Source organism: Sphingomonas sp. RS6 (assembly GCF_054489705.1).
This window is the reverse complement of record NZ_JBTMWM010000008.1, coordinates 26,767-48,806: the sequence shown is the minus strand read 5'-3', so window position 1 is coordinate 48,806 and position 22,040 is coordinate 26,767. Positions and strand designations below refer to the sequence as shown.

The window sequence follows — 22,040 nt, the reverse complement described above, 5'->3', positions numbered from 1 at the left end:
TTGGTACGGGTGGTCGGACTCGAACCGACAATCTGTTGCCAGAGGCGGATTTTGAGTCCGCTGCGTCTACCAATTCCGCCACACCCGCATGGGGCCGCGTCGCCGCGACCGCCGGCTCCTATAGGCAGGTGCGACGGGGAATGCCAGATGCCTTGCGCATCACAATTCCTCGCGCACCTGGGCATGGGCGAGCAGCGCGAACAGCACCGATCCGCCGAGGATGTTGCCGAGCAGCGCAGGCGCCAGAAAGTCGAACAGCACCCAGCTGAGGCTCGCCTCGCCCGCCAGCCACAACAGCCACGCCTCCACCGCCCCGGCCACGACATGCGCAAAGCCGCCGAGCGAGATGAAATAGGTGCAGAACAGGATCACGAAGAATTCCTGCTTCCGCGCCCCCGGCAGCGACCAGGCGATCGCCGCCATCAGGAACCCCGCCGGCACCCCGGCCCGCACCGCGCCCCAGCCGCTGTGATCGACGAGGCTGCGCGACGTTTCCAGCATCGCCGCGGTCGCCTCGGGCGTGCCCGACCAGCCGGTCGCGACCAGATAGGCGATCAGCAGCGTGCCGGCCATGTTCGCCAGGAACACCAGCGCCCAGAGCCGCGCGAGCCGCCGCAAATTCCGCGCCGTCGGATTGGCCACCGCCGGGATCACCGCGGAGAGCGTGCTCTCCGTGAACAGCTGAAGCCGCCCGAGGATCACGATCACGAACCCCAGCGAATAGCCGATGCTCGACACCGCCAGCCGCCACGGCGCATCGGGCAGATGGCTTTCGATCAGCCCGCGCCCCAGCACCGACGCCGCCATCGCCACCCCGGCGACCACGCCCGACCAGAGCAGCGAACTCGCCGGCCGATCGAGTTCCTCGTCGCCCTGACGACGAATGACCTCGTGGATGACGCGCGACGGCGCGGCACGCCGGCGCTCGACCTCTTCCTCCTCATCGTCGGGCAGATGGGCCTCGTCGGCGGGATCGGCATCGTTTCGGGGCTGTTCCATCCGCGCTCAACGTCGCGCACCGCGTTAGGTTGCGGCCGCGCGACCGGCCCTTTGGGACACCGCCCGGCCTAACCGCCCAGCGCCGGCAACAGCGCCCCCAGCTGGTCGAGCTGGATCGGCAGGCCGGCCGCCGATCCGTCCATCGCCTCGTCGAGCGCGGCTGCATCGGGATAGCGTTCGTGAAAGGTGAGCAGCGTCCTGCCGTCCTGCGCCTGAAACGTGACCGTGGTGACGGCGCCCGCCTCCCCCTCGTCATTGGTCCAGACGATGCGCTCGCCGGGCACCACCTCCAGATACTTGCCGTAAAAGGCCATGGTCTCGTCGCCGGCGGCGAATTCGAGGCGATAGCTGCCGCCGGTGCGGACATCCATCTCGCAGCCGACCAGCGTGATCCCCGCCCCCTCGGGCACCCACCAGCGGCGGAACAGGGCAGCCTCAGACCAGGCGCGAAAGACGATGGGCGGCGGCGCATCGAACAGGCGCGTCACCGCCAGCTCGCGATCGGAACGGCGCGCCACGGCGGTGCGGTTCGGCGCGACAAACGGACTCTCCACGGATTCGGCCATCGTCTTCCTCCTGCTGCAATTCGCGAATGATAGCGTGCATCGCCGCCGCGGAAAGCACACCATCCGGTTGGCGATTCGCGTCGCGTTCGGACGGCGGCAATCGCCGCACCCGCGACAGCCCGAAACCCGCGGATTTCCGCGCCTCCCGCGCGACGACCCGCGCCGGCGAGGGCAGCGAAGGCGCGTGCAGAACCGTCCCGCCGCACAGGCCGAAGTTGCCAAAGTTGCCGTATCTGACGTTTTTCGCATGCGCGCACGCTCCCCCCGACCGGACCAGACAGGAACGGAACATACAGCGAACGATGCGTGTAGGACAGAGCCCGCAGCACGAGCGCCAGGCGACCAGGCCGGGACGCCCGCCCAAGGGCCGTCCCGGCGCGATGGCCGCACCAACTCACTCTATGGTGACACCAGCGACACGCCACATGCCGCCACCCTGTTCGAGCGTGACGGTTTCGATCGCATCGGCCTTGTTCGCGAAGCTGGTGCGGAATTTGACGACCTCATAGCCACCCGGCGGCGCAGGCAGGTTTTCCTGGCGGAGCAGCGTTCGCGACAGCACCGCGCCGAGCGGCGGACGCACCCGTTCGGAAACCGACGCCCAGGTCTTGGCGCTGTTCAGCTTGCGGAACGCGGCCGTGGTGCCGCGATAGCTTTCGTCCCACTTCCCCTGATCGACCAGCGACAGCCAGTTCAGTGCGGCCTGAACCACCTCGGCATTGGCGGGGACGGGATCGGTCGCCGCCTGCCGCACGGGCAATGCGCCCGAAGGCGGCAGCACGGCGAAGGCGAGTGCGGAAAGGGCAATCATCATGGTGAGGGCTCCAGCAACGATCCAGAGCGGGCGACCTGCCCACCCTGCGCCCATCGGGGGCGCCGCAACGGGATCGGCCGTCATGGGCGCCGGGTCTTCCCCGATTCCCGTGTCCACCCGATTTTCGGGGGATGCGGGCGCCAGACCGTCTTCGGCCTCGAGCAGAAGCCGGGCGGCTTCGCGGCTGCTCGATACCGCCATCTTGCGCCGCGCCTCGCGAAGGCGTTCGTTGATCGTGTGGACGGAAAGGCCGAGGCTGCGGGCGATCGATTTCGCATCATGCCCGCGCACCATCAGGCGAAGCGTCTGCTTCTCCTTGTCGGTCAGGCCCCAGCGACACGCATCACGCAACACGTCCATAGGCGGAATGCCTAGGGCGCAGGTGCCGGAGCGGCCACCCCGAATTTCTTGTAGGGCGAGGGCGCACGGGCTGCCGGGTCGCCAGGCACGCGGCATTGCGATGCCGGGCGGGAGGGCATAGGCTGCACCCGGCCTGGGAGAAGATGCATGATTCAGGGTGACCGCTGAGGCGGAAATCGACCGCCGGCGGGGCGACCCGCCGATCCCATCCTGTTTTCCCGAGAGCGACATGCAACGACTGAACAACAAGACCTGCGTCATCACCGGCGCAGCGCGCGGCATCGGCCGTGCGATCGCGGCCAGCTTCCATGACGAGGGCGCCGCCGTGATCCTGACCGACATCGACGAGGCCGCGGGCCGCGCCGCCGCCGCCGAGATCGGCTGCCGGTTCGAACCGCTCGACGTCCGCGAGGAGGCCGACTGGGCGCGGCTGGCGCGCGCGGTGCCGGCCGCCGATGTGGTGGTGAACAATGCCGGCGTGACCGGGTTCGAAGCCGGGATGGTGGCGCACGACCCCGAACATGCCACGCTGGCCGACTGGCGCGCGGTCCACCGGGTCAATCTCGACGGGACGTTCCTCGGCTGTCGCTATGCGATCGGCGTGATGAAGGCGGCGGGAACGGGCTCGATCATCAACATCTCGTCGCGATCGGGACTGGTCGGCATCCCGGGCGCCGCCGCCTATGCCTCGTCCAAGGCGGCGATCCGCAACCACAGCAAGACGGTGGCGCTCTATTGCGCGCAGCAGGGATGGCGGATCCGCTGCAATTCGATCCACCCGGCGGCGATCCTGACGCCGATGTGGGAACCGATGCTGGGCACCGGCCCCGAGCGCGAGGCCAATATGCGCGCGTTCGTCGCCGACACGCCGCTCAAGCGCTTCGGCCTGCCCGAGGAAGTCGCGGCGATCGCGGTGATGCTGGCGTCCGACGAGGCGACCTATGTCACCGGGACCGAGGTGAATATCGACGGGGGGCTGCTGGCGGGGTCGGCGGCGAGCCCGGGGTGATGGGCGGCGGGAGAGCGCGCGCAACTGAGCTGATTTGCGCGCCAAACACCGCTGGCAAAATTGAAACTGAGCGAATTTTTACCATGAATCCAGAATAAGAAGGATTACTTGTTAAGAACTACCCCATATCGACGAAGATCGCTTGATAATGGGGGAACGACACATGTTGAGGACTGTGAGCGCCGGCTTTGTGCTGGCAGTTTGCTTCGCGACGACTGCACACGCCCAATCTACATTTTACTGGCCGGCGCCCGCTGCGGCGCCGACGGACGGCGGTGTGCGATATAACCTGCCGATGGGTACGCCCTTGTCGCTGGTGACGCGCACCGAAGTTTCGACCAAGGAAAACAAGGCCGGCGACCGGATCTATCTTGAAGTCGCAGAAAGCGTCGTATTCCGGGGCCAGGTGGTCGTCCCGATCGGCTCGATCGTGGTCGGCGAGGTCACACGGGTTCAGCGGAACGGCCATTTCGGCAAGAAAGGCAAGGTGGAGATCCGCCCGCTTTACGTGGAAACCCCAAGCGGTCCGGTGCGCCTGACCGGGCGGGGCTATGACGAAGGCAAGAGCGGGACTGCCGTTTCGATCGCCACGTTCGCGCTGGTCTCCACGCTGGGCTTCCTCATCCACGGCACCAGCGGCACAATCGAGGCCGGCACGCCCGTGACCGCCTATCTGGCGGAACCGCTGCTGTTCACGCACTATCAGCAGCAGGAGACCCAAACCGCGTCGGCAGCCACGTTCAGCGAACCGGCGGCCCCCAAGCCGCTGCCGACCCGCTTTGATCCCAGCGTGTTCGGCGGCAATCAGGTCGGGAGCCGCTGAACGCCAGCCGTAGAAGACCGGCTCCGTCCGGTCTGACGCCTCAACCGTCAGCGCAAGGATGCTCGCCTGCGTTGACGGGAGGTGATTGCGCGCTTCATTGCGCGACGTGTTGCGGTGGTGACAAAGAAGATCGAATGAAACTCGGCCAGACGCAAAAAAGGCGACCGGCTCAAATGGACCGAGGCGCGGGCGCAAATCCGGTCATGTAAACGGATAGCCGCCGACGATACCGATCTTGACACTCAGGTGGATCGGAAGCGCCTGGGCCAGACGCGCCATTTCCTCGTCCGGCAATGGCGGGAAGACGAGCACGCGCTGCACGCCATCCTGTTCAACCCGGATCGGGGGAAACCCTCGCTCGGTGACATAGGCGACGGCTGCGGTTTCGTTGTGCGCGGTGACGCTGAAATAGGATTCCTCTGGTTCGGTCATGGCAATCTACGTCCCTAAACCCGACACTTCGGACTTTATTGTGTTATCCTGATGATAGGATCGTGCGCGGATACAGTGCTTACGATCGCGCCAGACCAGTTTCCGCCGCGCCTGGGCGTGAACTTCACGAAAATGTCGTCCTTTGAGCACTCGTCGCACTCAACCTCTATTTCGACGCAATATTCTTCTTTCCCACGACCGGCAAAACCGGCCGCACTTAATGTAGCCCTCGCCTGTTCAACCAATTCCGCTCTGCCCGGCGGGATGGGCGAACATTGAGCATAGACATCTTGCTCAATATTCCTGCCGCTCTTGCGCAACATCATCAGGATCGCCGGAGTGGCGATTACGAGCAGCAGCGAGATCACGACGATCTTCTTCATGTCCGCACTTCCCTACCTCAATAGAAAGATGGCGCATTCAGACCTTCATTCTTGATGGACTGCCCCCTCACCCCCGCGGCGCCTGTCGCCGGTAGCTGAGCGCCTCGGCGACATGGATGCGCCCTACCCCGTCCGCGCCCGCGAGGTCGGCGATGGTGCGGGCGACGCGCAGCACGCGGGTGTAGCCGCGCGCGGATAGCCGCATCGCCTCCGCCGCCTGCGCGAGCAGCTTGCGGCCGGGATCGTCGGGGGTGGCGACGGCCATCAGCGGCTCGCCGTCCGCCTCGGCATTGGTGCGCGTGGCCGTGCCCGCATAGCGCGCGCTCTGGACCGCGCGGGCGGCGGCGACGCGGGCGGCGACTTGCGCAGAACCCTCGGCCGGGGGCGGCAGGACGAGATCGGCGGCGGTGACCGGCTGGACCTCGACATGCAGGTCGATGCGGTCGAGCAGCGGGCCGGAGACCTTGGCCCGATAGTCGGCGGCGCAGCGCGGCGCGCGGGTGCAGGCCAGCGCCGGATCACCGAGATGGCCGCAGCGGCACGGGTTCATCGCCGCGATCAGCTGCACGCGCGCCGGGAAGGTGACATGGGCGTTGGCGCGGGCGACGCTGACCACGCCGGCCTCGAGCGGCTGGCGCAGCGAATCGAGCACGGCGCGCTGGAACTCGGGCAGCTCGTCGAGGAACAGCACGCCGAGATGGGCGAGGCTGACTTCGCCCGGCTTCACCTTCAGCCCGCCGCCGGTGAGCGCCGCCATCGAGGCGGAATGATGCGGGCTGCGGAACGGCCGGGTGCGGGTGAGCCGCCCGCCCTGGAGCGTGCCGGCGACCGAGGCGACCATCGAGACTTCGAGCGCCTCGGCGGCGTCGAGCGGGGGCAATATGCCCGGCAGGCACGAGGCCATCAGCGACTTGCCGGCGCCGGGCGGGCCGGTCATCAGCATGTTGTGGCCGCCGGCCGCGGCGATCTCCAGCGCGCGCTTGGCGGTTTCCTGGCCCTTCACTTGCGCGAGGTCCGGCCCCTGCCCCGGCGGATCGACGGTGCCGGCGGCGGGCGCGGGGAGCAGCTGGTTGCCCTTGAAATGGTTGAGCAGCGCGATCAGGTCGGGCGCGGCGAGCACCTCCACTTGCCCGGCCCAGCTCGCCTCCGGCCCCTGCGCGGCGGGGCAGACCAGCCCCTTGCCCGCCTCGGCCGCGTGCATCGCCGCCAGCAGCACGCCCGCAGAGGGCGCCACCCGCCCGTCGAGCGCGAGTTCGCCGACGACGACATAATCGGCGATCGCCTCGGCATCGATCACGCCCATCGCGGCGAGCAGCGCGAGGGCGATCGGCAGGTCGAAATGCGAGCCTTCCTTGGGCAGGTCGGCGGGCGAGAGGTTGAGGATGATGTGCTTGGGCGGCAGCGCGAGGCCGATCGCGGCCATCGCGGCGCGCACCCGCTCGCGGCTTTCGGCCACCGCCTTGTCGGGCAGGCCGACGACGACGAATTTGGGGAGGCCGGCGACGAGGTTGCACTGCACCTCCACCGCGCGCGCTTCCAGACCCAGATACGCGACCGTCGAAACGCTTGCGACCAATGCCCCTCTCCCCCCGGGGCGAGCATAGCCGCTTTTGGCGCGGGCGAAAGCGTTACGGTTGCGTCTTGCGCGAGCAACACACCCCTACCATCTGGGCGGGCATGTGCTATGACGCCGGCTCAATTCCGCATCGCGCGTTGACTCATGCGCCCCATCGCCTTATGGGCACCCGACACGCGGCCGCCCCTGTGGCGGCCCTTTTACGTTCTAGATACTCGAGGATGAGCGATGAAGCGGACCTTTCAGCCGAGCAACCTGGTGCGTGCGCGCCGGCACGGCTTCCGTTCACGGATGGCGACGCCGGGCGGCCGCAAGGTGATCCGCGCCCGCCGCGCCCGCGGCCGCAACAAGCTGTCGGCGTAATCGCCGGCAGTGCGGCGGGGGGCCTCGACCGGCTCACCCAGCGCAAGGACTATCTCGCCGCGAATGCGGGGAAGCGGGCACCGATGCCCGGCTTCGTCCTGATCGTGCGCGACCGCGGGGACGCCGATCCGTCGATGCGGATCGGCATCACCGTTTCCAAGAAAGTCGGAAACGCCGTCGTGCGCAATCGCATGAAGCGGCGTTTTCGCGTGCTCGCGCGCGAGGTGCTTCCCGAATCGGGAATCGCCGGGGCCGATCATGTGCTGATCGGGCGCGCCGGCGGCATCGAGCGCCCCTATGCCGAGCTCAAGGCGGAACTCGCCAAGGCGCTGGGCCGCGTGCGGGGGAAGCCCGCGAAATGATCGCGCGGCTGATGATCCTGGTGGCGCGCGCCTGGCAATTGGGGCCGTCGCTGATCCTGCCGCCCAGCTGTCGCTACCAGCCATCCTGTTCGGCCTATGCAATCGAGGCGCTTCGCCGCTATGGGGCGGTGAAGGGCGGCTGGCTTGCGTTCCGGCGCATCGCGCGCTGCCATCCTTGGGGCGGGCACGGCCACGATCCCGTTCCATGACGGACCTTCCGGGGAATAATCGGTGAAAGAAGACCAAAAGAATTTCGTGCTGTTTGCGGTGCTGGCCGCGCTGATCCTGTTCGGATGGCCGGTGATCGCACGCTGGGTCTTCCCGCAGCAGCCCCAGGCCCCGGTCAAGATGGTCGACGGCAAGACTCAGCCGGTGCCGAACCCGGCCGCCGATCCGGCGGCGGACAGCGCCAAGGCACTGCGCGCGCGTGAGGCGGTGATCGGCGAGACGCCACGCGTGCTGATCGACACGCCCGCGCTCAAGGGATCGATCAACCTCAAGGGCCTGCGCCTCGACGATCTGGTGCTGCGCGATTATGACCAGAGCGTCGCGAAGAATTCGCCGCCGATCCGCCTGTTGTCGCCGAGCGGCGCGCCTTCGGCCTATTTCGCGCAGTTCGGCTGGCAGGGTTCGGGCGTGAAGGTGCCCGATGCCAACACGGTCTGGCAGGCCGATGGCGACAAGCTGACGCCGGCAACCCCGGTAAAGCTGACCGCGAGCAACGGCACCGGCCAGGTGTTCCAGGTCGAGATCGCGGTCGATTCCAACTACATGTTCAGCATCCGCCAGACGGTGGCGAACCGTGGCGGCGCAGCCGTGGCGGTGACGCCCTATACGTTGGTGTCGCGCGCCGAGCGTTCGATCGACGTCGACCAATGGGCGGCGCATGTCGGCCCGATCGCGGTGTCGGACGGTGCTGCCAACTATATCAACTGGAAGGACATCGAAAGCACGCCCAAGCAGTTCGCCACCACCGGCGGCTGGGTGGGCTTTTCGGACCATTACTGGCTGACCGCGGCGATCCCCGACCAGCGCGCGACGGTGCAGCTGCAACAGCGCGGCACCACCGCCCAGGCCTATCAGGCCGATTATGCGCTGAGCCAGCCGATCACCATCGCGCCGGGCAAGCAATCGACCTATTCGAGCCACTTCTTCGCCGGCGCGAAGGAAGTGAAGCTGCTCGAGGCCTATCAGAAGGATCTCGGCATCGTTCAGTTCGATCGCGCGATCGACTGGGGCTGGTTCGGCATGATCGAGCAGCCGATCTTCTATTATCTCGACTGGCTGTTCCGCCTGGTCGGCAATTTCGGCGTGGCGATCATCCTGCTGACGATCACGATCCGCCTGCTGCTGTTCCCGATCGCGCAGAAGCAGTTCGCGTCGATGGCGGCGATGCGCAAGATCCAGCCGAAGATGAAGGCGATCCAGGAGCGCTTCAAGGACGACAAGCAGCGCCAGCAGCAGGAGATCATGAAGCTCTACAAGGAGGACAAGGTCAATCCGCTCGCGGGCTGCCTGCCGATGCTCCTGCAGATCCCGATCATGTTCGCGCTGTACAAGGTGCTGCTGCTGACGATCGAAATGCGCCACCAGCCGTTCGTGCTGTGGATCAAGGACCTGTCCGCGCCCGATCCGGCGACGATCCTCAACCTGTTCGGCTATCTCCACTTCACGCCGCCGAGCTTCCTGGCGATCGGCGTGTTCCCGGTGCTGCTCGGCGTGTCGATGTATTTCCAGATGCGGCTCAACCCCGCGCCGATGGACGAGATGCAGAAGCAGGTCTTCGCGATCATGCCGTGGATGCTGATGTTCCTGATGGCGCCGTTCGCGGTGGGCCTGCAGGTTTACTGGATCACGTCGAACGTGCTGACGGTGCTCCAGCAGCAGTGGCTCTATTCGCGCCACCCCGAGCTGAAGCAGCCCGTCGCCAAGGCCGGCGCGGGGAAGTGACGGCGGGCGGCGCCCTCTGTTCCTCCCCGACGCGGGGAGGCGTGCCCTTCGCCGCAGCGAATGGCGGAGGGGCCGCCGCGCGAGCGGCGGCATGTCTGGCCCGCAACGCCGTGTCGTCACTCGTGACGCTCCCCCTCCACCATTCGCTGGCGCGAATGGTCCCCCTCCCCGTTCCGGGGAGGAATTTCAGTCCGCAGCGAGGCGTGTGGCGTAATGTCCTTTGATCCCGATCATGTCGAAGCTGCGCGCAAGCTGTTTGCCGGGCCGGTGGCGTTCCTGAAGTCCGCCCCTGCGCTCGAGCATCTGCCCGAGCCGGTGGTGCCGGAGGTTGCGTTTGCCGGGCGATCGAATGTCGGCAAATCCTCGCTGCTCAACGCGCTGACCAACCGCAACGGGCTGGCGCGCACCTCGGTCACGCCGGGGCGCACGCAGGAGCTCAACTATTTCGACGTCGGCGCGCCGCTGCGGATGCGCCTGGTCGACATGCCCGGCTATGGCTTTGCCAAGGCGCCCAAGGACGTGGTGCGCAAGTGGCGCTATCTGGTGAACGATTATCTGCGCGGGCGGCAGGCGCTGAAGCGCGCGCTGGTGCTGATCGATGCGCGCCACGGCATCAAGGATGTCGATCGCGAGATCCTCGAGATGCTCGACACCGCCGCCGTCAGCTACCGGCTGGTGCTGACCAAGGCGGACAAGATCAAGGCGACCGAACTGGCCGACGTGACCGCGCGGACCGCCGACGAAGCCCGCAAGCGCACCGCCGCGCATCCCGAGATCCTTGCCACCTCCAGCGAGAAGGGCATGGGGATCGCCGAGCTGCGCGCGGCCGTGCTGGAGGCGATCGGCTGAGATGCCGACGCCGGACGCGCCGCTCTTTTCCTACGGCACGCTCCAGCTCGAAAGCGTGCAGCTTAGCCAGTTCGGCCGGCTGCTGCACGGCACCGACGATGTGCTGCACGGCTTTCGCATCACCGAGGTGACGATCCGCGACCCGGCCGTGCTCGACGCGAGCGGGATCGAGACGCATCTGGCGCTGGTGCCGGGCGACGGCCCGCCGATTCCGGGCAAGCTGTTTCACCTGACCGCCGACGAACTTGCCGCAGCGGACGTCTATGAGAGCGAGAATTACCGCCGGCTATGGGCGCCGCTCGAATCCGGCGCCCATGCCTGGGTCTATGTGAAGGCCTAAGAGGCCGGATTATATTTGGCCAGGAACGCCTCAAGCGCGTTGAGGAATTCGAGCCGATCCTCGCCGCGCGTGAAGTGGTGATCGCCCTCGCGCTGGTCGATGAACTCGACGGTCTTGCCGGCCGCCTTCAACCGCTCGACCATCTCCTTCGACTGGGCGAAGGGCACCACGCGATCCTTGCGGCCGTGCAGCAGCAGCACGGGGATCGAGAAATCCTCCGCATGGTAGATCGGCGAGATCGCCTTGAAATCGGGCGCCTGCGCCTTCAGCCAGTCCTTCCGAACCTCGCCGCCAAGGAAGCGGCGGTTGTACCGCTTCATCCGTTCGAGGTCCGACACGCCGGCATAGGAAACGGCACAGCGATAGATCGTGCCGTCCCGCTGTGCCGCGCGCAGCGCCGCATAGCCGCCATAGGAGGCGCCGACGATGCAGACGCGCTTGGGATCGATCAGCTTCTGCGCGGCAAGCTCGGTGACGGCGTCGTTGAGATCATCCTGCATCGCGAGGCCCCATTGCCCCTCGCCCTTTGCCGTGAATTCGGTGCCATAGCCGGTCGAGCCGCGATAATTGGGCTGCACCACGGCATAGCCGCGATCGGCGAGAAACTGCGCCCACCAGTCCCATTCCTCGCTGTCGCGGGCGGCCGGGCCGCCATGCGGCATCACGATCAGCGGCAGATTGGTCGCATCCTTGGCGGGCAGCGTCAGCACCGCCGGAATCTCCAGCCCGTCGCGCGCCTTGTAGCGGATGGTGCGGACCGGATGCAGCCGCTTCAGGCCGATCTTTTCGTTGTTGAGGCCGAGCATCGTCATCGAATCGTCGGCGGCGCGATAGATGAAATAGCCGCCCGGCGAGGTCGCATCGCCGACCTGGACGAGAACGACCGACAGATCATCGGTGAACGACACGATTTCCGGCTGGCCGCCCTTGATCATGCCGTCGAGCTTTTGCTGCAAGGCGGCCATCTTCGGATCGGACCAGCGCACGCGTCGCCGGTCCTCGTTGACGCGGACGCCGAGATAGCGCGCGTGCGACCGATCGGTGACGAGCGAGCCGATGTCATAGCCCGGGCTGGCGAACAGCTGCTTGCCGCGCTGCATCGTCGTGAGATCGAATTCGTAGAGCGACGAGAAGCCCTTTTCGTCGTCCTGAATGGCCAGCGCCTTGCCGCGATCGGGCAGGAACATCGCCGGGACCGCCAGCGAATCGTGAATCCCGCGGGCGCGATCGACCACGCGGAACGCATCATGATCGCCGTTTCGATACAGCAGACGCCGCGAGCGCCCGTCGAGCGTGACGCCGATCCCCATGCGGACGACGCCGCTGGCATCGGCATACCAGTCCATCACGCCTTCGCGACCATCGAGTATGGTATGGCGCTTGTTCCGCGCCAGATCGACTTCCTCGACCTTGGGCCAGAAGCCGCCCCGATCGCTGTAGATCGAGGTTTGCGACGCGATCAGCACCCGCGCCGAGCCGTCACTGGCCGACCAGATGAGATCGTCGGCATCCTGCCCCGATTCGCGATTGCTGAGCGTCAGCAGCTTGAGCGTCGCGGCGTTCAGCGCCGCCGCGCGCGAAATATACCAGTCGTCACCCTGAACCTTGAGCACCTGCCCGACGCCGAGCGCGAGCCAATCGTCATTGACCCAATACCACCAGTTGAGATCGACATCGTCGATCGGGATCAGCCGCTGCCCGCTGCCGTCGATCGCGACCAGCGCAAAATATTGTTTGTTGGCGACGGCGATGCGCGCCGCCACCATCTTGCCGTTCGGGGACAGTTCCGGACCCTCGACCGACGGCAGCGCCGCGAACACCGCCGTGTCATACTGCGCAGGCGCCGCCGCGGCGTTCGCCGGCGCGGTCTGGCCATGCGCCGGTGCGATCGTGGCGCACGCCGCCAGCCCCGCCAGCAGCAGGTATTTGCTGAAAGTCACTGTTTCCCCCACATGATTGCGATCCCCGATCGCCCCTTGCCCATTTCGAGAATGGCAAGAGTCGCGCGCGGCGTAAATCGACAATCGTCACGCCCGGTTGCCGCCCCCGCCGCCCGCTTGTATCGAAGCGGCCATGAAACTGATCATCGGCAACAAGGCCTATTCGTCCTGGTCGCTTCGCGGCTGGCTCGCGTGCAAGCAATCGGGACTGCCGTTCGAGGAAACGGTGGTACCGCTTTACGATCAGGAATGGGATCGCCGCCGCGCGGGCGCCGAGTTCGCGCCGTCATCGGGCAAGGTGCCGATCCTGTGGGACGACGAGGCGGTGGTGTGGGACAGCCTGGCGATCGTCGAATATCTGAACGACAAAACTGGCAACACGCGCTTCTGGCCCGAAGCGCCGGCGGCGCGCGCGATGGCCCGATCGATGGCGGCCGAAATGCATTCGAGCTTCACGGCGCTGCGCAGCAAGCACAGCATGAACATCCGCCAGGTCCATGCCCCCCGCACACCCGACGCCGATGTGACGGCGGACCTGACCCGGATCGTCGAGCTGTGGGCGGAGGCGCGTTCGCGCCACGGGGGCGAGGAGCCCTTCCTGTTCGGCGCGTTCGGCGCGGCCGACATCATGTTCGCGCCGGTGGTGACGCGGATCGTCACCTATTCGCTGCCGGTGCCGCGCTTCGCGCAGGCCTATATGCTCGCGGTGCTCCAGCACCCGTTCATGCAGGACTGGATCGCCGCTGCGCAGGAAGAGGAATGGGTGATCGAGAAATACGAGCTGCCGGCCGGCTGACGCCGATCACCGTATCCGCCTGGCGGGATAGGGCGTGCCGTCCTTGTGGAAATAGCCATCGGCGGTGAACGCCATGTCGATATCGGGATAGTCGCCCCCGCCCCGCGGCCCCGCGCTGACCGCGATGAACACGCAGTCGGCGTCCGACCGGTTCTGGAGGTGGTGGCCGTTTTCGGCGCTGCGCGGAAAGGCGGCGCAATCGCCTGGCCGCAGGATCGTTTCGCCGCCATCCTCGACCAGAACCGCCTCGCCCGCGAGCATCACGACGAACTCGTCCTCGCTGTCGTGCCAGTGCCGCTGCGACGACCAGGCGCCGGGCCTGAGCGTCACATGGCTGACCCCCATTTCGGTAAGGCCCGAAACGGGCGCGAGCCGGCGATACCAGCGCCCGGCGACCGCCGCATCGAACGGCGCGGGATAGCCGGTGGCGTTCACGGACGGGATTGTATCGAGCGCCAGCTTGGGCAATGCCCCCTCCATTGCTGTTTGGAGTGATTGTGCCCGACATCGTCGAACTCACCAAGGCCCTGATCGCGGCCGAAAGCATCACGCCGGCGACGGGCGCGGTGTTCGATGTGCTCGAATCGGCGCTCGTCCCGCTGGGCTTCGCGGTCGAGCGTTTCGTCGAGGGCGAGGCGCCCGAGGGGCCGGTCGAGAACCTGCTGGCGGTGCGGCCGGGCGGGCCGACGCATTTCGCCTTTGCCGGCCATCTCGACGTCGTGCCGCCCGGCGAGGGCTGGACGAGCGGGGCGTTTGCGCCCGAGGTGCGCGGCGAGTTGCTCTATGGCCGCGGCGCGGTCGACATGAAGGGGGCGATCGCCGCCTTCGTCGCCGCCGCGAGCCATGTGCCGGCGGGCTGCACGACCAGCCTGATCATCACCGGCGACGAGGAAGGGCCGGCAACCTATGGCACGCCGCGCCTGATCGAGCGGATGGCCGAGCGCGGGATCAGGCCCGACCTTTGCCTGGTCGGCGAGCCGACATCGGCGCAGCGGCTGGGCGACACGATCAAGATCGGCCGGCGCGGTTCGGCGGTGATCGACGTCGTCGTGACCGGGCGGCAGGGGCATGTCGCCTACCCGCATCTTGCCGACAATCCGGTGCCGCGGCTGGTGCGCGCGCTGGCCGAGATCGATGCGATCGAGCTGGACCAGGGCAATGCCTGGTTCCAGCCGTCGAACATCGAGGTGATCGACCTGGCGGTCGGCAATCCGGCGACCAACGTCATCCCCGGGCACGCGGCGGCGCGGATCAGCATCCGCTTCAACGACGAGCAGCGCGGCGCCGACTTGATCGCGCGGATCGAAGCGATCGTCCACCGGCACGCGCCGGGCGCCGCGGTGAAGGGCCGCGTCTATGGCGAGGCGTTCCTGACCGAACCGGGCCGGCTGTCGCAGCTGGTGAGCGACGCGATCACCGCGCGGCTGGGGGTAGTGCCCGAACTGTCGACGAGCGGCGGTACGTCCGACGCGCGGTTCCTGTCGCGGGTGTGCCCGGTGGTCGAGTTCGGCCTGCTCAACGCGACGATGCACAAGCTCGACGAAGCGGTGGCGATCGCCGACCTCGAGGCGCTGGCCGACGTCTATGCCGAGGTGCTGCGGCGCGTCTGACGCGTCAGCTGGCGACCCGCTGCGGCACCATGCCGCGCACCCAGGCGATGAAATCGGGCTCCGACATCGGCGCGCCGATCGCATAGCCCTGAAGCACGTCGCAACCGATCACGCGCAGCACCGCCGCCTGCGCGTGGCTCTCGACGCCCTCGGCCACCGCCTCGCAGCCGAGACCGTGGACGAGGCTGATCACCGCCTGGGCGATGGCGCGTGCCTCGTTGCTGGTCGCGACATGCTCGACGACGCTGCGATCGAGCTTGACGCGATCGACCGGCAGCTCGCGCAGCCGGGCGAGATTGGAATAGCCGGTGCCGAAATCGTCGATCGCGATGCTCGCGCCATCGGCGCGCAGCGTGGCGATCGCATCGAGCACATCGTCCGAGCAATGCATCGCCAGCGTTTCGGTGATCTCGAGCTCGAGCAGCCGGGCCGGCGCATTGGCGATCAGCATCGCCTCGCGCAACCGCCGGAAGAAGGTGGCGTGATCGATCTGGCGCGGGCTGATGTTGACCGCGAGCCGCTGTTCGACGCCCATCCGTGCCCAGCGCGAAATCGTGCCTGCGACGTTGGCGACCGTCCATTCGCCGATCTCGACGATCAGCCCGGTCTCCTCGGCGCGCTGGATGAACGCGCCGGGCAGCCGCATGCCATCGGGGTGCCGCCAGCGCAGCAGCGCTTCGGCGCCGACGATGCGGCCATCGGTGGCGGCAAGCTGCGGCTGGAAGACGAGCGTGAACTGATCCTTTTCGATCGCGGCGCGCAGATCGCTTTCGAGCTGGGCACGCTCGGCCATGCGCGCGGCGAGAAGCTCGGTGAAATGCTCCACCCGGCCGCGGCCCTGCGCCTTGGCATGGTACATGGCGGCATCGGCCGCGCGCATCAGATCGTGGAGCGTCGTGCCATGATCGGGCCGCATCGCGATGCCCACCGAGGCGCCGATCGACACTTCCTGCTCGGCGAGCCCGAACGGCTCAGCCAGCGCGAACAGGATGCCGCGCCCGATCCGCTCCGCATCGCGCGGATCGGCGAGATCGGGGAAGAACATCGTGAACTCGTCACCGGCCAGCCGCCCGATCAGCGGCGCCCGCCCCGCCCCCTCGGCAGCGAATCGATCGGCGACCGCACGCAGCCGGTTGGCCACCATGCCGAGCAGCACGTCGCCGACGGCATGGCCCAGCGTGTCGTTCACCGCCTTGAACCGATCGAGATCGATGAAGAACAGCACGGCGCGGACGCCGGGCGGCAGATCGGCGAGGATGCGTTCGGCGCTGCGGCGGAAATTCGGGCGATTGGCGAGACCGGTGACGGTATCGAACATCGCCAGCCGCTGGACGCTTTCGAGATTGGCGTGGAGCTGGTGGAACAGCGAGGCCATCGCCTGGGCGAGCGGCGGCGAGCCATCGCGGACCGCGGCAGGCACCTCGCTCTGAAGATCGCCCCCGGCGGCCTCGGCGAGGCGGGTGATGGCAGCTTCGATCGCGGCGGCGGTGTTGGCGCGGATGCGCGCGCACGCGCCCCAGCAGATCGCCCCGCAACCGAGCGCGCCGAGCAGACCACGGACGACGGTGGACAGCGTCAGCGAGTCGCTGCCCGCGAGCACGAGCAGGAAGGCGACTGCTGCGGCGCAGGCCGCAACGGAAACCGTGCGACTGTCTAGCGTCAACCCCTTCACCACCCCCGCTCCGACCCCCCGTCCAAGCTCGGGCTATTGCCCGACATTCGATGCGAAATCTGGCAGCGATAGGTTAAGAAATTGATCTTTCTTCCGCCGATCGCGATCGGCGAAGCACGATATAGAGCGCTCCCGATCCACCGTGCCGGGGGTGCGCCTGACGCACCGCCGCGATGCGATCGGCATGGCGCGATGCGGCCAGCCAGTCGCCCACCGCCGCGCGAATCGCGCCGCGCGCATGCGGGCGTTCGGATTCGGGGCGCGGCGGTTTTCCGGTGATGAGCAGCAACACCCGGTCGCCCTGGGCGATGGCCTGGGCGAGCCCGAGATCGAGCCGGTCATAGGCCGAATGAAGGCTGTGCCCGTGCAGATCGATCGCGCTTTCGGGCGACACCAGCCCCCGCGACAGCCGCCGCTCCCACGAGCCGTCGAGCGTGCGCGCGGTGGGCGGCGCCGCCTTCCTAACCGGCGTGGGCCGTGCGGGCGCGACCGGCGCGGCGACGGCGCGCTTGACCTTACCGGACGGCGCCGGCGGGGCGGCTGGCGCGGGCGGATCGGCGGCGGCGATGCGGGCGACGGGCGCAGGCTTGGCCGCGACATGGAGCGGGCGAACGCTGGCGATCACCCGGTGCCACAGCGCCGCTTCCTCGGGCGCCAGCGAACGGCGCCCGTGCCCGCTCATGGCTGCGGCGCAGTTGCTGCTGCGCGCCGGGCGAGCGTGCCACGCGGCAGCAACAGCCAGGCGGTGCCGCGCGCGGCCATGCCGCCGGCAATCGCCCGCGCCTCATCGCCCGCACCCCAGAAGGTGTCGATTCGGTTCGCGCCCTTGATCGCGCCGCCGGTATCCTGCGCCACCCACAGGCCGGTGGCATCGGCACGGTCCATCGACAGGAACAGCGGCGCGCCGAGCGGCACGAATTTGGGATCGGCGGCGGCGCTGGTCCATCCGGCGACCGGATAGCCCATCGCGCCGAGCGGGCCGGCGCCGGTCAATTCCTTGAAGAACACGAAGCTCTTGTTTTCCTGCATGATCGCGCGGCCCTCGGCCGGGTGCGCGCGCAGCCAGGCCATGATGCCCTGCATCGAGGTCTGGCCGGGGCCGAGCAGCCCGCGGTCCTTCATCAGCTTGCCGATGCCGGTATAGTCGCGGCCGTTCTGCCCGGCATAGCCGATCCGCATCACGCCGCCATCGGGAAGCCGCAGCCGCCCCGAGCCCTGCACCTGAAGGAAGAAGATCTCGACCGGATCGGCCGCCCAGGCGATCACCGGCGCGTGGCCGGCAAGCGCCCCGTTCTCGATCGCGGTGCGATCGAAATAGGGCACGAAGCGGCGCCCATCGACGCGGCCGCGAATGCGCTTGCCCTTCAGGTCATCGGAGAACAGGCCAAGATCGACCTCGACCAGATTGTCGGGCACGCCATAGACCGGCACCTCATAGCCCGCGCGCCGCTCACGCGCGCCAGCGATCTCCGGCTCGTAATAGCCGGTCGCGAACGCCGCGCCGTCGCCGACCTGGACCGTTTCGAACCAGTCGTTGAAGAAGCGCGGGGCATCGCCGGCGGGCCAGTTGGCGGCGGCGGCGCAGGCGTCGGCCCAGTCCGAGCCCTGGGTCAGCCCGCTGGCGTCAGTCCGGCGGACCAGGCCGGGGCAGCTCAGCCGGAAGGCGGCAAGCGCGCGTTCGGCCGCTGCCTGGGTGATCGGAAGCGAGGCGACCGGCGGCCCCGCCACGATTCCGGCGGCAAGCGCCGTCGACGCACCGGCAGGGGCCGGTACGGCGGGCATGGCCGGCAGCGGGACCGCCGCAGTCGGCATCCGGGCAGGCAGGTTGGCCGGGGTTTCGGGCAGCGCCGCGCCCGGGCGGGCGGGCGTTGCCGGGCGGGTGGCCGTGCCGGGCGGAACGATGCCGCTGGAACAGGCCCCCAGCAGCGCGAGCAGCGCCAGTCCCCCCAGATTGCGCATAGAGCCCCTCAGGCTTCGTCGGTTTCGACGAGCTTCCAGTTCGGATCGTCGCTGCGCAGCTTGCGCGTGAAGGTCCAGACGTCGTGCGTGGTCGTCGCGTCGCTGAGCGAGCCGGCGATCACCGTGCCCTCGGCATCGCGCGTCACCGCGACGATGTCGGCATCGAAACGCACCGCGATGCGGGCGACCTTGCCCTCCACCGACGCCTCGGCAATCGTCGCGCGCTCGATCGAAATCAGCCGGTTGTCGAGCACCTCGCCCTTCGCCTTGCGCTCCTCGATCGCGGCGACGAACGCTTCGCGGACCTCGGGCTCGACCAGCCATTCGAGCGTTTCGACATCGCCCTTCCAAAAGGCTTCGAGGATCATCCGGTACGCGGACTTGGCGCCTTCGACAAACTGGCCGACATCGAACGAGGAGTCGCCCGACACCACGGCACGCAGGCCGTTTTCGGCGCCCGCCTCGATCGCGCGGCTGTGCGTTTCGCGAACCTCGGGCGTCACGTCGACGGTGCGGGGCATCGCCGTTGCGCCGACGCGTTCCTCGGCCGGCTTGGGCAGTGTTTGCTCATGGCCCGTCCGCTTGCCGAGGACAGCATAGAGCCGCAGCGCCAGGAAGCCTGCAACCATCGCGAACAGAATGACGTAGAACACTGGCCCTCCAAAGCCTCCGCAACCCAATACATAAGCACTCGCGCGCCCGGATTCAAATCGTCACGCGATAGCGGCCGATTGCACGGGCGCCACACGCCTGCTAGTCGCGCGGCTTGTTAACGCGCAACATGCGTGAAAATCTCCGAAAGAGGAAGTTTCGATGGCAGAGAACGAACCGTTCGCCGGTATTGGCGATTCCGCCGGTAACGGCGAAGACACCGCGCCCCAGGCCGGCGTCCTGTCGCAATATGTGAAGGATCTGTCGTTCGAAAATCCGAACGCGCCCGCAATCTATCAGCAGCAGACCCCGCCGGCGATCGACGTTCAGTTCAACATCGCATCGAATCGCGTCGCCGACGACGTGTTCGAAGTCGTGCTGAAGATCGAAGTGCGCGCCCAGGCGGGCGAGCAGGTCGCGTTCCTGGTCGACCTTTCCTATGCGGGCCTGTTCGCGCTCCGCAACATCCCGGCCGAAGCGCTCGACCCGTTCCTGCTCGGCGAAGCGCCGCGCATCCTGTTCCCGTTCGCGCGCCGCGTGCTGGCCGACCAGGTCCGCGACGGCGGCTTCCCGCCGCTGATGCTGGAGCCGATCGACTTCGCCAGCATCTACATGCAGCAGCGCGCCCAGCAGGAAGGCGCGATCGGCTTCGAAGAAGCAGGTCACGCCTGAACCGGCGCGCCGCGTGCAGATGCGCGCGCAAATCCTCCCCTGCCTCGCAGGGGAGGGGGACCGCGCCGCAACGCGGCGTGGTGGAGGGGCCGCCGCACTCGCGGCGGTGATCACCTCTACCCGCCCTTTCCGCGCCATTCGGCGCGGCCCCTCCACCACCGCCTTCGGCGGCGGTCCCCCTCCCCCAGCACGCTGGGGGAGGATTGATAATTCCGCCCCTTCCCTTTCTTTTTCAGCGAAACGCCGATGAAGCTTGTGCGCAGCCTGAGTTCGGTAGGCGGTCTCACGCTCGCCAGTCGCGTCCTCGCGCTGGTTCGCGATTCGCTTCAGGCGCGTTATGTGGGCGCCAACTTCGCGTCGGATGCGTTCCTCGTCGCTTTTCGCCTGCCCAACATGTTCCGCGCCTTTTTCGCCGAGGGGGCCTTCGCATCGGCGTTCATCCCGATGTTCAACCAGAAGCTGGGCGTGAACGGCGAGCGCGGCGCGGCGTTCGATTTCGCCGAGCGCACGCTTTCGGTGCTGTTCGCGTTTCTGCTGGCGATGACGCTGGTGGCGCTGGTCGCCGCCTGGCCGCTCACCTTCGCCCTCTCCTGGGGTTTCGAGAAGCAGAACCCGACCCCCGAGCAATTCGCCTTCGCGGTGCAGCTGTCGCGGATCACCATCCCCTATCTGATGCTGATCTGCCTTGCCTCGCTGCTCGGCGGCATCCTCAATTCGCTCGACAAATTCTGGGTCAACGCCGCCGCACCGATCCTGCTCAACATCGCGATGGTGAGCGGGCTGTTCTTCTTCCACGGCACGCCGGAGGAAACCGCACGGGTGCAGGCGATCGCCGTCCCCGTTGGCGGGCTGATGCAGCTGCTGTGGCTCGCCGCCGCCTGTCGCGCCGCAGGCGTGTCGCTGCGCCCGCGCCTGCCCCGGCTCGACGACGAGGTGCGCCGGCTGATGAAGCTGATCCTGCCTGCCGCAGTGGGCGCGGGCGCGGTGCAGCTCAACCTCGTCATCTCCACCTCGCTGTCGGGAAAGCTGCTCGACGAGGGATCGATCTCGTTCATCTATTATGCCGACCGGCTGAACCAGCTGCCGCTGGGGATGATCGGCATCGGCCTTGGCACGATCCTGCTCCCCACCATCTCGCGCCTGCTCGGCGCCGGCAAGGACGCCGAGGCGATGGAGACGCAGAATCGCGGCATGGAGCTGGCGCTGTTCCTCACCCTGCCGGCGATGGTGGCGCTGATCGTCGCGGCCGAGCCGATCGTGCGCGGGCTGTTCCAATATGGCCATTTCACGCCGGAGGACACGGTGAACTGCGCATGGGCACTGGCGGGCTTTTCGATCGGCCTGCCCTCCTATGTGCTGGTGAAGGTGCTGACCCCCGGCTTTTATGCGCGGCAGGACACGAAGACGCCGGTGCGATTCGCGATGATCGCGGTGGGCGTGAACATCGCCGCGAACCTGGCGCTGATCCCGCTGATCGCGCATCTCGGCCCGCCGCTGGCGACCGCGCTGTCCTCCACCGTTAACGTGACGATGCTGTACCTGACGCTGCGCAAGCGCGGCCATTTCACCGTGGACGCGCAGCTTGCCCGCCGCGTGCCGCGCCTGGCGCTCGCCGCGCTGCTGATGGGCGCGGCGATCTGGGCGGGGAGCAGCCTGCTCGACCCGTGGCTCAACGGGCGGCTGTGGGAGCGCTATGCCGGGCTCGTCATCCTGGTCGGCGCGGGCTTTGCGATCTATCTCGCCGCCTGTTTCGTGACCGGGGCGTTCCGCCTTGCCGACCTGAAAGCACTGATCCGCCGCCGCGCCGCGCGCTGATCCGGTTTCCCTTCGCCCGAAGCTGCTCTACAGCGCGCGCGTCCCGGCAAATCGCGCGGCCTTGCACCCCCGCCGCCGTCGGACCCGCGGCCGGTCCAA

24 protein-coding genes and 1 tRNA gene are annotated in these 22,040 nt (G+C 67.8%); 12 read left to right on the top strand and 13 right to left on the bottom strand.

Annotated elements, in window-relative coordinates; genetic code table 11:
- Position 1: 1 nt before the first annotated feature.
- The 4 genes from ACX40Y_RS14210 to ACX40Y_RS14195 form a co-directional block, all read right to left on the bottom strand.
- Positions 2-88, bottom strand: a tRNA-Leu gene (locus ACX40Y_RS14210).
- A 71-nt stretch (positions 89-159) separates the two neighbouring features.
- Positions 160-999 carry a formate/nitrite transporter family protein gene (locus tag ACX40Y_RS14205; protein WP_459120222.1) on the bottom strand — a complete coding sequence of 280 codons (840 nt, stop codon included), beginning with the start codon at positions 997-999 and terminating at the stop codon, positions 160-162.
- Between the two features lie 68 nt (positions 1,000-1,067).
- Positions 1,068-1,565 (bottom strand): SRPBCC domain-containing protein, encoded by a 498-nt coding sequence (locus tag ACX40Y_RS14200; protein ID WP_459120221.1) that lies wholly within the window; start codon positions 1,563-1,565, stop codon positions 1,068-1,070.
- A gap of 394 nt (positions 1,566-1,959) precedes the next feature.
- Positions 1,960-2,739, bottom strand: a complete 780-nt coding sequence (locus ACX40Y_RS14195) for a DUF4019 domain-containing protein (protein WP_459120220.1) — start codon at positions 2,737-2,739, stop codon at positions 1,960-1,962.
- Between the two features lie 229 nt (positions 2,740-2,968).
- Between ACX40Y_RS14195 and ACX40Y_RS14190 the strand changes: the two genes are divergently transcribed.
- The gene (locus tag ACX40Y_RS14190; protein WP_459120219.1) at positions 2,969-3,748 is read left to right on the top strand and encodes an SDR family oxidoreductase; all 780 of its coding nucleotides are present in this window, start codon (positions 2,969-2,971) and stop codon (positions 3,746-3,748) included.
- Positions 3,749-4,055: 307 nt separating this feature from the next.
- The gene (locus tag ACX40Y_RS14185) at positions 4,056-4,571 is read left to right on the top strand and encodes a hypothetical protein (protein WP_459120218.1); all 516 of its coding nucleotides are present in this window, start codon (positions 4,056-4,058) and stop codon (positions 4,569-4,571) included.
- A gap of 201 nt (positions 4,572-4,772) precedes the next feature.
- Here ACX40Y_RS14185 and ACX40Y_RS14180 read toward each other — a convergent pair whose 3' ends face one another.
- The 3 genes from ACX40Y_RS14180 to ACX40Y_RS14170 form a co-directional block, all read right to left on the bottom strand.
- A complete protein-coding gene (locus ACX40Y_RS14180) occupies positions 4,773-5,003 on the bottom strand; it encodes a hypothetical protein (protein ID WP_459120217.1) in 231 nt (76 codons plus the stop codon).
- 35 nt (positions 5,004-5,038) lie between these two features.
- A complete protein-coding gene (locus ACX40Y_RS14175; RefSeq protein WP_459120216.1) occupies positions 5,039-5,386 on the bottom strand; it encodes a hypothetical protein in 348 nt (115 codons plus the stop codon).
- Positions 5,387-5,453: 67 nt separating this feature from the next.
- Entirely contained in the window at positions 5,454-6,962 is a 1,509-nt protein-coding gene (locus ACX40Y_RS14170) for a YifB family Mg chelatase-like AAA ATPase (protein ID WP_459120215.1), read from the bottom strand.
- A gap of 228 nt (positions 6,963-7,190) precedes the next feature.
- Here ACX40Y_RS14170 and rpmH point away from each other — a divergent pair, with 228 nt between their 5' ends.
- From rpmH to ACX40Y_RS14140, 6 genes are all read left to right on the top strand, one after another.
- Positions 7,191-7,325 carry a 50S ribosomal protein L34 gene (gene rpmH / locus ACX40Y_RS14165; protein WP_224922788.1) on the top strand — a complete coding sequence of 45 codons (135 nt, stop codon included), beginning with the start codon at positions 7,191-7,193 and terminating at the stop codon, positions 7,323-7,325.
- Positions 7,325-7,687: a ribonuclease P protein component gene (rnpA, locus tag ACX40Y_RS14160; protein WP_459120308.1), complete on the top strand. Its 363-nt coding sequence runs from the start codon at positions 7,325-7,327 to the stop codon at positions 7,685-7,687. Before rpmH ends, rnpA begins: the two co-directional genes overlap by 1 nt.
- Positions 7,684-7,896, top strand: a complete 213-nt coding sequence (gene yidD / locus ACX40Y_RS14155; protein ID WP_459120214.1) for a membrane protein insertion efficiency factor YidD — start codon at positions 7,684-7,686, stop codon at positions 7,894-7,896. The genes rnpA and yidD overlap by 4 nt, the downstream gene beginning before the upstream one ends.
- A gap of 22 nt (positions 7,897-7,918) precedes the next feature.
- Positions 7,919-9,637, top strand: coding sequence for a membrane protein insertase YidC (gene yidC, locus ACX40Y_RS14150; protein WP_459120213.1), 1,719 nt, complete (start codon positions 7,919-7,921; stop codon positions 9,635-9,637).
- Between the two features lie 213 nt (positions 9,638-9,850).
- Complete coding sequence (yihA, locus tag ACX40Y_RS14145) at positions 9,851-10,486, top strand: ribosome biogenesis GTP-binding protein YihA/YsxC (protein ID WP_459120212.1); 636 nt, start codon at positions 9,851-9,853, stop codon at positions 10,484-10,486.
- Between the two features lies 1 nt (position 10,487).
- Positions 10,488-10,826 (top strand): gamma-glutamylcyclotransferase family protein, encoded by a 339-nt coding sequence (locus ACX40Y_RS14140; protein WP_459120211.1) that lies wholly within the window; start codon positions 10,488-10,490, stop codon positions 10,824-10,826.
- Here ACX40Y_RS14140 and ACX40Y_RS14135 read toward each other — a convergent pair.
- Positions 10,823-12,766 carry an alpha/beta hydrolase family protein gene (locus ACX40Y_RS14135; protein ID WP_459120210.1) on the bottom strand — a complete coding sequence of 648 codons (1,944 nt, stop codon included), beginning with the start codon at positions 12,764-12,766 and terminating at the stop codon, positions 10,823-10,825. The genes ACX40Y_RS14140 and ACX40Y_RS14135 overlap by 4 nt on opposite strands.
- Before the next feature lie 133 nt (positions 12,767-12,899).
- Here ACX40Y_RS14135 and ACX40Y_RS14130 point away from each other — a divergent pair, with 133 nt between their 5' ends.
- On the top strand, positions 12,900-13,562 hold the full coding sequence (locus ACX40Y_RS14130) for a glutathione S-transferase family protein (RefSeq protein ID WP_459120209.1): 663 nt from the start codon (positions 12,900-12,902) through the stop codon (positions 13,560-13,562).
- Between the two features lie 6 nt (positions 13,563-13,568).
- On the opposite strand, the gene ACX40Y_RS14125 is transcribed toward ACX40Y_RS14130, so the two are convergent.
- Complete coding sequence (locus ACX40Y_RS14125) at positions 13,569-14,030, bottom strand: cupin domain-containing protein (RefSeq protein ID WP_459120208.1); 462 nt, start codon at positions 14,028-14,030, stop codon at positions 13,569-13,571.
- On the opposite strand from ACX40Y_RS14125, the gene dapE reads away from it, so the two are divergent.
- Positions 14,030-15,172, top strand: a complete 1,143-nt coding sequence (dapE, locus tag ACX40Y_RS14120) for a succinyl-diaminopimelate desuccinylase (RefSeq protein ID WP_459120207.1) — start codon at positions 14,030-14,032, stop codon at positions 15,170-15,172. The genes ACX40Y_RS14125 and dapE overlap by 1 nt on opposite strands.
- Before the next feature lie 4 nt (positions 15,173-15,176).
- Here dapE and ACX40Y_RS14115 read toward each other — a convergent pair whose 3' ends face one another.
- The 4 genes from ACX40Y_RS14115 to ACX40Y_RS14100 all read right to left on the bottom strand — a co-directional run bounded on the left by ACX40Y_RS14115 (position 15,177) and on the right by ACX40Y_RS14100 (position 19,456).
- Complete coding sequence (locus tag ACX40Y_RS14115; protein WP_459120206.1) at positions 15,177-16,844, bottom strand: putative bifunctional diguanylate cyclase/phosphodiesterase; 1,668 nt, start codon at positions 16,842-16,844, stop codon at positions 15,177-15,179.
- Positions 16,845-16,917: 73 nt separating this feature from the next.
- Entirely contained in the window at positions 16,918-17,526 is a 609-nt protein-coding gene (locus ACX40Y_RS14110; RefSeq protein ID WP_459120205.1) for a Smr/MutS family protein, read from the bottom strand.
- Positions 17,523-18,803 carry a murein transglycosylase A gene (mltA, locus tag ACX40Y_RS14105; protein ID WP_459120204.1) on the bottom strand — a complete coding sequence of 427 codons (1,281 nt, stop codon included), beginning with the start codon at positions 18,801-18,803 and terminating at the stop codon, positions 17,523-17,525. The genes ACX40Y_RS14110 and mltA overlap by 4 nt, the downstream gene beginning before the upstream one ends.
- An 8-nt stretch (positions 18,804-18,811) precedes the next feature.
- Positions 18,812-19,456, bottom strand: a complete 645-nt coding sequence (locus tag ACX40Y_RS14100; RefSeq protein WP_459120203.1) for a Tim44/TimA family putative adaptor protein — start codon at positions 19,454-19,456, stop codon at positions 18,812-18,814.
- A gap of 160 nt (positions 19,457-19,616) precedes the next feature.
- On the opposite strand from ACX40Y_RS14100, the gene secB reads away from it, so the two are divergent.
- Both secB and murJ read left to right on the top strand, forming a co-directional pair.
- The gene (gene secB / locus ACX40Y_RS14095) at positions 19,617-20,126 is read left to right on the top strand and encodes a protein-export chaperone SecB (protein WP_459120202.1); all 510 of its coding nucleotides are present in this window, start codon (positions 19,617-19,619) and stop codon (positions 20,124-20,126) included.
- A gap of 246 nt (positions 20,127-20,372) precedes the next feature.
- Complete coding sequence (gene murJ / locus ACX40Y_RS14090) at positions 20,373-21,941, top strand: murein biosynthesis integral membrane protein MurJ (RefSeq protein WP_459120201.1); 1,569 nt, start codon at positions 20,373-20,375, stop codon at positions 21,939-21,941.
- Positions 21,942-22,040 lie beyond the last annotated feature (99 nt).

Bases quoted from the DNA above. Each gene is read 5' to 3' on its own strand.
- ACX40Y_RS14205 (WP_459120222.1), bottom strand. From the start codon at position 999: ATGGAACAGCCCCGAAACGATGCCGATCCCGCCGACGAGGCCCATCTG.
- ACX40Y_RS14200 (WP_459120221.1), bottom strand. From the start codon at position 1,565: ATGGCCGAATCCGTGGAGAGTCCGTTTGTCGCGCCGAACCGCACCGCC.
- ACX40Y_RS14195 (WP_459120220.1), bottom strand. From the start codon at position 2,739: ATGGACGTGTTGCGTGATGCGTGTCGCTGGGGCCTGACCGACAAGGAG.
- ACX40Y_RS14190 (WP_459120219.1), top strand. From the start codon at position 2,969: ATGCAACGACTGAACAACAAGACCTGCGTCATCACCGGCGCAGCGCGC.
- ACX40Y_RS14180 (WP_459120217.1), bottom strand. From the start codon at position 5,003: ATGACCGAACCAGAGGAATCCTATTTCAGCGTCACCGCGCACAACGAA.
- ACX40Y_RS14175 (WP_459120216.1), bottom strand. From the start codon at position 5,386: ATGAAGAAGATCGTCGTGATCTCGCTGCTGCTCGTAATCGCCACTCCG.
- rpmH (WP_224922788.1), top strand. From the start codon at position 7,191: ATGAAGCGGACCTTTCAGCCGAGCAACCTGGTGCGTGCGCGCCGGCAC.
- yidD (WP_459120214.1), top strand. From the start codon at position 7,684: ATGATCGCGCGGCTGATGATCCTGGTGGCGCGCGCCTGGCAATTGGGG.
- yihA (WP_459120212.1), top strand. From the start codon at position 9,851: ATGTCCTTTGATCCCGATCATGTCGAAGCTGCGCGCAAGCTGTTTGCC.
- ACX40Y_RS14140 (WP_459120211.1), top strand. From the start codon at position 10,488: ATGCCGACGCCGGACGCGCCGCTCTTTTCCTACGGCACGCTCCAGCTC.
- ACX40Y_RS14130 (WP_459120209.1), top strand. From the start codon at position 12,900: ATGAAACTGATCATCGGCAACAAGGCCTATTCGTCCTGGTCGCTTCGC.
- dapE (WP_459120207.1), top strand. From the start codon at position 14,030: ATGCCCCCTCCATTGCTGTTTGGAGTGATTGTGCCCGACATCGTCGAA.
- ACX40Y_RS14110 (WP_459120205.1), bottom strand. From the start codon at position 17,526: ATGAGCGGGCACGGGCGCCGTTCGCTGGCGCCCGAGGAAGCGGCGCTG.
- mltA (WP_459120204.1), bottom strand. From the start codon at position 18,803: ATGCGCAATCTGGGGGGACTGGCGCTGCTCGCGCTGCTGGGGGCCTGT.
- secB (WP_459120202.1), top strand. From the start codon at position 19,617: ATGGCAGAGAACGAACCGTTCGCCGGTATTGGCGATTCCGCCGGTAAC.
- murJ (WP_459120201.1), top strand. From the start codon at position 20,373: ATGAAGCTTGTGCGCAGCCTGAGTTCGGTAGGCGGTCTCACGCTCGCC.